General features: G+C 41.0%; 8 protein-coding genes. All 8 read left to right on the top strand.

What is annotated here, in order from left to right; all coding sequences use genetic code 11:
• Positions 1-569, top strand: a 569-nt coding sequence (locus tag Xsze_RS22745; protein ID WP_244590059.1) for a transposase, incomplete at its 5' end; no start/stop codon positions are given.
• Positions 570-840: 271 nt separating this feature from the next.
• Positions 841-1,296 (top strand): IS200/IS605 family transposase, encoded by a 456-nt coding sequence (gene tnpA, locus Xsze_RS11560; protein ID WP_038237419.1) that lies wholly within the window; start codon positions 841-843, stop codon positions 1,294-1,296.
• A 256-nt stretch (positions 1,297-1,552) separates the two neighbouring features.
• On the top strand, positions 1,553-2,068 hold the full coding sequence (locus Xsze_RS11565; protein ID WP_038237417.1) for a DUF6622 family protein: 516 nt from the start codon (positions 1,553-1,555) through the stop codon (positions 2,066-2,068).
• A gap of 1,239 nt (positions 2,069-3,307) precedes the next feature.
• A complete protein-coding gene (gene ssuD, locus Xsze_RS11575) occupies positions 3,308-4,477 on the top strand; it encodes an FMNH2-dependent alkanesulfonate monooxygenase (protein WP_038237412.1) in 1,170 nt (389 codons plus the stop codon).
• A gap of 60 nt (positions 4,478-4,537) precedes the next feature.
• Entirely contained in the window at positions 4,538-5,617 is a 1,080-nt protein-coding gene (sfnG, locus tag Xsze_RS11580) for a dimethylsulfone monooxygenase SfnG (protein ID WP_407078853.1), read from the top strand.
• A 31-nt stretch (positions 5,618-5,648) separates the two neighbouring features.
• Positions 5,649-5,954 carry a DUF3304 domain-containing protein gene (locus Xsze_RS11585; RefSeq protein ID WP_051462368.1) on the top strand — a complete coding sequence of 102 codons (306 nt, stop codon included), beginning with the start codon at positions 5,649-5,651 and terminating at the stop codon, positions 5,952-5,954.
• Between the two features lie 252 nt (positions 5,955-6,206).
• Entirely contained in the window at positions 6,207-6,674 is a 468-nt protein-coding gene (locus Xsze_RS22750) for a DUF2235 domain-containing protein (RefSeq protein WP_244590074.1), read from the top strand.
• Between the two features lie 86 nt (positions 6,675-6,760).
• Positions 6,761-8,419: a T6SS phospholipase effector Tle1-like catalytic domain-containing protein gene (locus Xsze_RS11590; RefSeq protein WP_244431784.1), complete on the top strand. Its 1,659-nt coding sequence runs from the start codon at positions 6,761-6,763 to the stop codon at positions 8,417-8,419.
• The last annotated feature ends 271 nt before the right edge of the window (positions 8,420-8,690 follow it).

The raw sequence follows: 8,690 nt of genomic DNA on the forward strand, positions 1-8,690 counted from the left end.
TTTGCCACCTGACCCTGCAACTGGGGCTCACCCCGGTCATCAGCTATCGTCGCCCAAACAAAGGCCCTAATACGTTCCAAAAGAAACAGTTTATTTATGACTCGCAACACGATTGCTATACCTGCCCGCAGGGCGAAAAGCTGATTTATACCACCACCGACCGCCAGGGATACCGCCATTACCAAACAGCCGCCGGCATTTGCCAGAACTGTCCACAGCGGTCGGCTTGTACACGGGCTAAAAAGGGAAAAACCATCACGCGGCACCTCTGGGAAACGAGCAAAGAAAAGGCTCAATACATTCGGTTAACGCCGTGGGGCAAAAAAATGCATAAGCGACGAAAAGAAACGATAGAGCGCAGTTTTGCGGATGCCAAACAGCATCACGGGCATCGTTACGCCCATTTTCGCGGGTTGCTGAAAGTGCAGATACAGTGCCTATTGGCGGCCACCGCGCAAAATATCAAGAAGATAGCGTTACTGGTGGCCACGCTTTGTTGGTTTTATCTGGGGTTCAGCCGTGAATGTAGTCGATCAACCATCCCATCACGTTCTGGAAAAGGGGAATAACGGGCATGAATCAGAAAAAAAACGAAGAGGAGGGTTGATAATGGAGACGGCAATGGTATGGTTTCAACGCGGTTTGTCAGCAGTCTGAGTGGCCCGCAATAGCGGGCCATTTTTATTTATGGCTTTAGCCAGTTTAAGTAGCGTTAGCTTCTTAAACATAAAACCACCCGCTATGCGGGTGGAGACCAAGGGTTATACCAAGAAAAACACCTTTCCGTTACGATATAGATGTTCAAGCTAATATACGTAACTCAAATAAGGAAAGGTGTTTATGGGAATTAAAGCACAAAACTCAGCCCATACAAAGTGGCTATGCAAATACCATATTGTTTTTTCGCCGAAATACAGACGAAAAATCATTTTTGCCCGTTTACGTTCAAGTATCGGTGAGATATTACGAAACCTTTGTAAATACAAAGGAGTGGAAATAATCGAAGGGCATCTCATGCCGGAGCATGTGCACATGCTGGTGAGTATTCCCCCAAAAATCAGTGTTTCAAGCTTTATGGGATACTTAAAAGGTAAAAGCTCGTTAATGCTCTTCGATAAACATGCCAATTTAAAATACAAATTTGGCAACAGGAAGTTTTGGTCGGAAGGATATTATGTCAGTACAGTGGGGCTGAATGAAGCCACAATCCGTAAATATATCAGAGAGCAAGAAAAGTCAGACCTCATTCAGGATAAATTAAGTACACGAGAGTCAGACGACCCCTTCAAGGGGTAAGCCAAAGAAGCAAAGACACTTAGCTTGAACGAAGAGAAAGCCGCGTCATTTAGGCGCAGTCGGTAACATGCCCTTATAGGGCTAGAGCAAACCACCCGCTATGCGGGTGGTTCTGATTTATGGATGATTATCTGCCCAATCGCAAAAACAGACTATTATTTAAAGAGGCATTAAATCCAATGGATTTCAGAATACGGCTAATAAAGCGGTAAATTGAAAGACGACAGATACATGAAGATGATGTCTGGAGAGAAATATGTCACCGGCTTCAATGATAAAAGATACTCCTGTCTGGGTATGGATTCTGCTTGTATTTCTTATCAATAGAGGAATTAAGGCGTTATCCGATCGTGAAATGCGTGTAGAGCGTCTTTTTTTATTGCCTCTTTTGTTTTTAGTCTGGGGAGTGCACAATGTACTCTATGAAACTCATTTTTCCGATTTATCATTAATGATGATGGGATTAGGTCTTATTGTCGGTGTTGCATTTGGCTGGATACTTTGGAAATCCCAACCCAGATTAAAAGAAAAAGAAGGCAGTACCTTAATTATCTGGCCTGGTACACCATTGACTCTATTGCTGATTGTGGTTACTTTCGTGATCAAGTTTATTCTGGCTGCCACGTTGAGCATTCACCCGACACTGCGGGATTCATTAAATTACAACCTGTTGTTTGGCTCAGTCACTGGTATTCTGGATGGCATTTTCTGGGGTGGAACATTGAATGTTTTTATGTCGTGGTACACAAAAAGAAATAAAAAGGTGCCGTGAAAAATCAATGCATTGTATTTGGGGCCTGATCCGTCAATTAATTTATATTTTGAAATAAAAGTAGTTTATTATTGTGACTATTCCGATTTTGATTTTTATATGGAGTAAATATAGAATTTCCGAGCGTTTTATTCCTGTTATCCATGATGACGGTGATAACAATATCTTTAAACAGGAAACAGGAAACAGGAAACAGGAAACAGGAAACAGGAAATGAAAGGCAGCTATATATGAATATGCCGGAAGAAAGCCCTGAATATAAATCAGTAATATATAAAAAATAATAATAATGATCACCAATGGGTTTCAAGGAGCCGCCAGTAAAGCGGCAACTTGAAAGATAACAGTGATGCGCCATAAAAAATATATTTCACATAGACAGCTTCCCGCCAGAAAGCCATTTTATTAAAACTATAGGAATAATCGTTGTTTTATTTATAACAAATGGAGCTTAGTAATTACTTTTAATTCCTTGTTTAAAGTTTGTGCTTATTTATAGTGGCATGACTTTATTGAAATAATAAATTTCTCTTATGTTGGTGGTTATTTTTATACAGAGATTTTTTATAAGAATGGTACATTAACGGGCGACAGACAATCTGAGGCGTTATTAAAATATCGATATATACCCTATGTATTTCAAGATGCGTCGCGGTGGAAAAGGAATGACAAATTCGTCGGGAACGAATTTGAACGGCCAAAGGTCGAGAGGCAGGAGCCTCTCATCATCTCTGGGAGCATATATAACCGTGTGTTTATAAAAACGGTGACCGGAGTGAATGAACGCAGCCAACAAAGAGGCAACTTGAAAGACGACGGGGATAAAGATTTAAGGAAAAACATTGATGTAACATGTTCTTTTATAAAATACGCTTACCTCAAGGATTAATGTTTAATATGAAATAGTCATCAATGTAAACAATAAATAATGGTGGTATTGATTTTTGATAAATTCCTTATCATTACGCCTTTTATAATATACCTTATTCTGTCATTCTAAAAATAATTATTGATTTACTCTCCGTTATCTATTTTAAAAAAATAATGCCATTTCTTGTGGGGGAAATTACTGCCCGGATTCATTTATTCTTCAGATGAAAATGAAATGATAAAAAACAATATCAAATTTATTGTGTTCAATAATATTTTTCTTTCAATGAAGTTTATTTTTTATTTAGCTAAAAATAAATGTGATTTTTTGTTTAATTTACCGTAAATTTGATGAATGTGGTGAGGGCTATGGAAAAATATAACGATATTAAGTTCTTTTGGTTTATTCCTTCTCATGGCGACGGCCGCTATCTTGGGACTTCTTTCGGAGGAAGAGCCATTGATTTGCCTTATTTGCAGCAGATAGCCATGGCGACAGATAATTTGGGATATTATGGCGTTTTGTTGCCGACAGGCAAAAGTTGTGAAGATGCCTGGGTCGTTGCCTCTTCCTTGGTTTCTGTGACTAAAAACCTGCGTTTTCTGGTGGCACTGAGACCCGGATTACAACCTCCCACACTGGCTGCCCGCATGACGGCGACATTAGACAGGCTTTCCGGCGGGCGGTTATTGATTAATATCGTGACAGGCGGTGATCCTGTAGAAAACAAAGGAGATGGTATTTTCCTGAGCCACAATGATCGCTACAAGGTCACCGAGGAGTTTTTGCAGGTTTATTTGCCGTTGATAAAGGGTGAAAAAGTCACTTACAAAGGGGAGTTTATTCAGGTAGAAGATGCCGAAATTCTCTTTCCTTTGACTGAACCCAATCACCTTAAATTGTTTTTTGGGGGTTCTTCTGAGGCCGCCCATAAAATTACGGCTAAATACATTGATACCTATTTAAGTTGGGGAGAGCCTCTCTCACTGGTACAGGAAAAACTGGATGTTATTTCTGACCTGTCGGCACAGTCTGCGCGGCAACTGGATTATGGCATTCGCTTCCATGTCATTGTCAGGGAAACGGAAAAAGAAGCATGGGCCGCCGCAGATAAATTGCTCTCCCGCCTTGATGATGAAACGATTTCCGCTGCACAGAATACGCTTTCTCGGCTGGATTCTGTGGGGCAGGCAAGAATGCGTTCGCTGCATAATGGTTCTCGTGAATCATTGCGCATTGCCCCCAATTTGTGGGCGGGAGTCGGATTAGTTCGCAGCGGAGCCGGTACGGCTTTGGTCGGAAACCCTCAGCAAATTGCTGATCGGATAAGAGAATACCGCGCATTGGGGTTCACGAAATTTATTCTGTCCGGCTATCCCCATCTGGAGGAAGCTCACCGCTTTGCCGAACTGGTGATGCCACTTTTTGCCAATGATCAGATTGCCAGTGAGCAGGCGGACGAATTCGGGCGGCAAAACAGATTCATCCATACCGGGCCGGTTGGGGAGATTATCGGAGGCCATAAGATCCCTGACTGATTATTTTTTGATAAGAGCAGTCTTAACTCAAATAATAAATTAAACAGAGGTGTTATGACGATGTCCAATTCTTCCCCTATCCAGTTTGCTTATTGGGTTCCCAATGTTTCAGGGGGGCTGGTTATCAGCAGCATTAATCAGCGCACTCATTGGGATCATCACTACAATCGCCAATTAGCTCAAACGGCAGAAAATGTCGGTTTTGATTATGCATTAACTCAGATTCGCTTTATGGCGGGATATGGTGCTGAAAACCAACATGAATCGGTCACTTTTTCTCAGGATTTATTGTCAGTGACAAAGCAGCTTAAAGTGATAGCCGCGCTTTTGCCCGGTCCCTGGAATCCGGCATTGGCGGCCAAACAAATAGCAACCATTAGTACACTTTATGGTGCGCGTATTGCGGTCAATATCGTGAGTGGCTGGTTTCGTGGCGAATTTAAAGCCATTGGGGAAAGTTGGCTGGATCATGAAGAACGTTATTTACGTTCGGAAGAGTTTATCCGTTGTTTGCAAGGGGTCTGGACACAGCCCGTCTTCAATTTTGCGGGTGACTTTTATCGTTTCCGTGACTATGCCTTAAATCCCAAGCCCCTTGAGCCACTGCCGGAAATTTTTCAGGGAGGGAGTTCCAGGGCGGCCAGAGATATGGCGGCACGGGTTTCTGATTGGTATTTTACGAATGGTGGCAGTGTCGAATATATACAACAACAGATTGATGATATTCGGGCTAAGGCGCAGTTGAATCATCATCAAGTTAAAATTGGGGTTAATGGTTTTGCGATTGCCCGTGATAGTGAACAGGAAGCCAGAGCGGTATTGCAGGATATTTTACGGCATAGCAATGTGAATGCGGTGAAAAGCTTTCAGGCGGAAGTACAAAACGCGGGAAATGCATCCCCTGAAAAAGAGGGGAACTGGGCAAAATCAACATTAGAAGATCTTGTGCAATATAATGATGGTTTTAAAACCAATCTTATTGGTACACCATTGCAAATTGCTCAAAGGATCATTGAGTACAAAAAAGCGGGAGTCAATTTGATGTTGCTTGGCTTTCTGCATGTTCAGGAAGAGTTGGAATACTTTGGTAAAAAAGTGATCCCGCTTGTCCGCCAACTTGAACATGAATCAGCTTTATGATCCAATCGCCTGACAACTCACGCTAGTTTTGGTGAGTTTATTTTTTGAACTGACCAACAGCGTTATTTATCAAAAAGATGCTGACATTATTCTTTTATCTGTAAAAAAGGATATGGGCATCATCATGTTTTCCAAACATATGCAAATAAAATATCAATATCAACACTACAGTACGATAGTTGATGTGCCGGAATATCAAGACCCTTGCGCTTTGCAAGTGCATTTTTTGGCCTGCCAACAAGTCAAAGTGACAGCAACTTGTCATGGAATAAGTCATCCTGAACATCCCTTTAAATCCTTATTCGATCAAAAGGAGCCTGATGTATGCCCGCAATAACCGGAAAGAATAGAATAGAATCTGGAGAACCGTGTTGGGTGCCGCCAATATTTCCCAAACAGGGGCGATTGGTGCTGACACCTGAGCAAGTTGAGGCCAATATAAAAAAAAATACTGGCTGAAGAAGGTCAATACCAGCAAAAAATGTCGCAAAAGCACGGCATTCGTATGCCAATGCTATGTTGTAAGAGTCTACATGTCAGCCTATTTTTTGACGACACGAATAATAACGAACTGAATGACACTTCCGTAATGCCGCCTCATCCTTCAAATATTGCCAGACTCTATCATGCTTGTTCACCTCAAAATGAAAGAGCAAATGATCGTGGTTTTCATTCTTACTATATTCCTGGTGTTGGTACCCCTTTTCCTGAAATTAACACAATGGATTATTATTCAAGCGGACTGACTTTTGCCGTAGGGGGAGAAGATAGGATTAATTGGGGGCTAATCCAAATTTGTGATGCGCTTAATTATTCTATAACAGGAGATCACCTGCAAAATACGGTAATGCGCAAAGCAGTTGAAGCGATGAATACATCAAATTCATCAAGAAAACTTGAGGGTACTGCGGGTATATTTGGTGCAATCAACTCAATACCAGCAAATCAACAAGCTACTCGCAAAAAATACCTTGAAGCGATAAATAATCAAGAGCCCCGAACCACTGAAATGGTGAGGTTACATGAAATTGAAAAGCTATTGAAACCGTTAAAATAAAAAGTGGAGTATATCAAACCCAAATTATTACCTATTAAATTGTTTGTTTATGGTTTTTCACGGGGGCGGCAGAAGCGAGGGCTTTTGTGGGGTGGTTAGACAAAATCCTGTCATCAACCACAATCTTTCCCAAAAGAACGTTACTGGGGCTGCCTGTTTCAATTGAATTTCTGGGGATTTTCGATACTGTCCCCGCTGTAGGGATTGCCAATGTTGTTCCGGCGGCAACGGGGCATAATGGTTGGGCCGGTGGGATGCAAATACTTCCCGACAATGGCTTCATTAAACAGTGTTGCCATTTTGTTGCGGCCCATGAACAACGGCAATCTTTTTCTCTGGATTCCATTCGTTATCCTGAAGGGAGATATCCGGCGAATTCAGTGGAAGTCGTTTATCCCGGAATGCATTCTGATGTCGGGGGAGGATATCCGCAAAATGATCAAGGCAAATCCCGTGCAGCGGCAGGTGAGCTATTATCTCAAATTACCCTTCATGATATGTATGCTGCTGCAATTGAGGCGGGAGCACCATTAGCGACTCACCCAGATTTCCTGAAACCCCATTGGAAAAACCGTTACCCTTTCAGGGTAATGGATGCAAAAACAATAAAGGAATTCGATTTTACCGAAGAAATTGTTACACGCTTTAACGCATGGTTAAGCACCACATTAACCGACAACCAAACTGAAATGGCTTTATCGGAAATGCCTATTTATCTCCCCTGTCGTTTCGATTCTGGTTCATTGGAAGATGTGCTCGATAACCAATTAAGCTGGATGACGGCTTGGCGTATTGCACGTTATGCTTCTGATCAACAGTCTGCAATGAATTTATCACATCAGCCTTTTTTTATTAACGCCCCTCAGCACGCGGATATAAATGTGCAACCTTGGGATAATAATTTCAGAAAACAAGCAGAAATAGCATTAACAAGCGAATGGAATTTGAACCAGAAAAGAGCGTCTGAAATAAAAAAACAAAGGAAAAAAGAACAATTAAAGAATCAGGATGATAAAAATTGGCTACCAGGCTCTCATCTTATAGGTCCACCTCTTTTCGATGCAACCAATGCAAAAGGGCAATTATGGGAAGCTGCACTGGAATTCAAGGCGGATTATCAGAGAAAGCGACGGCCTGAACCTTTATTTATTCCTCAGTTTGATATAGGCGGAGCATTGCAGGCGGGTCTACTTCAATTGCTCGATCCATTACTTTTGAATTCTGCTTATTTATATACATTTCAAGATGAATCTCTTGAATATTTTAAATTTAAAAAATCGGGTGAATACTACTTCGACAGAAAATTAAAACCACAATTAATGCAAAGATCAAATGATCCGGCGATAAAAAATATTATCGCATTGTTTGATGACCATATTCATGATTCCAGAGCATGGTTTCTGCACTCAGAAAGTGGAGCAAGAGAACCCTTTGGTGGCTATTTTCTTTCCCGCATGATTTATTTTGGCGATAAATGGAATAAAGCCGTTCAACTTGTTTCAAATCGCGAGAATATTTATGGTTTCACCGGTCAGGCTCAGCAATATGCGTTTATTCATCAACCCACAATAGGCATTAAATTTATTCATAAGCAAATAGGGGAAGTGTATCCGATTAATGAGAATGAGAGGCCAACCCCAACAAATAACCTTATTGATCAATTAAAGCCCTTTGTACAGCATCATCAACAGGAAACACTCCTTGCTCAAAAAGAGGAATTAAAGAAACTTTTAGGTAAGGTATAAATACATTGGCCCATTTTTATAAATACCGGAAAGATTCATATCCTGATTTTTCGAGAGACGATAAGTCAGGGTGTGGATCTGAACGTTGTCATTGATATCATGAAGTTTTATTTATATTATGGCTGGAATTAAAATTTACCTCCTTGAATTCAATGTATCAAACCGGATATGAAAGGACTTGATGAAAAAATCAAAATTTACAGGATTTAAGTGTGATTATTGAGACGAGATGCGGTGGTAAAAAGGACTTTATTTATTTTACTTGTTGATT

The organism is Xenorhabdus szentirmaii DSM 16338, assembly GCF_002632585.1.
Taxonomy (GTDB): Bacteria; Pseudomonadota; Gammaproteobacteria; order Enterobacterales; family Enterobacteriaceae; genus Xenorhabdus; species Xenorhabdus szentirmaii.